Genomic DNA, 592 nt, shown 5'->3' with positions numbered 1-592 from the left:
GAAGAACCTTACCTGGCCTTGACATCCACGGAATTCGGCAGAGATGCCTTAGTGCCTTCGGGAACCGTGAGACAGGTGCTGCATGGCTGTCGTCAGCTCGTGTTGTGAAATGTTGGGTTAAGTCCCGCAACGAGCGCAACCCATATCCTTTGTTGCCAGCACGTAATGGTGGGAACTCAAAGGAGACTGCCGGTGATAAACCGGAGGAAGGTGGGGATGACGTCAAGTCATCATGGCCCTTACGGCCAGGGCTACACACGTGCTACAATGGCGCATACAAAGAGAAGCGACCTCGCGAGAGCAAGCGGACCTCATAAAGTGCGTCGTAGTCCGGATCGGAGTCTGCAACTCGACTCCGTGAAGTCGGAATCGCTAGTAATCGTAGATCAGAATGCTACGGTGAATACGTTCCCGGGCCTTGTACACACCGCCCGTCACACCATGGGAGTGGGTTGCAAAAGAAGTAGGTAGCTTAACCTTCGGGAGGGCGCTTACCACTTTGTGATTCATGACTGGGGTGAAGTCGTAACAAGGTAACCGTAGGGGAACCTGCGGTTGGATCACCTCCTTACCTGAAGATACTCTCCCGCGT

General features: G+C 54.1%; 1 rRNA gene. It reads left to right on the top strand.

From position 1 onward, the window contains the following. Positions 1 to 571, top strand: a 16S ribosomal RNA gene (locus tag WH279_RS00040); the annotation flags it as partial. Positions 572 to 592 lie beyond the last annotated feature (21 nt).

The organism is Erwinia sp. MYb375, from assembly GCF_037479175.1.
Taxonomy (GTDB): Bacteria; Pseudomonadota; Gammaproteobacteria; order Enterobacterales; family Enterobacteriaceae; genus Erwinia; species Erwinia rhapontici.
This window is presented reverse-complemented; position numbering and strand designations above follow the sequence as displayed.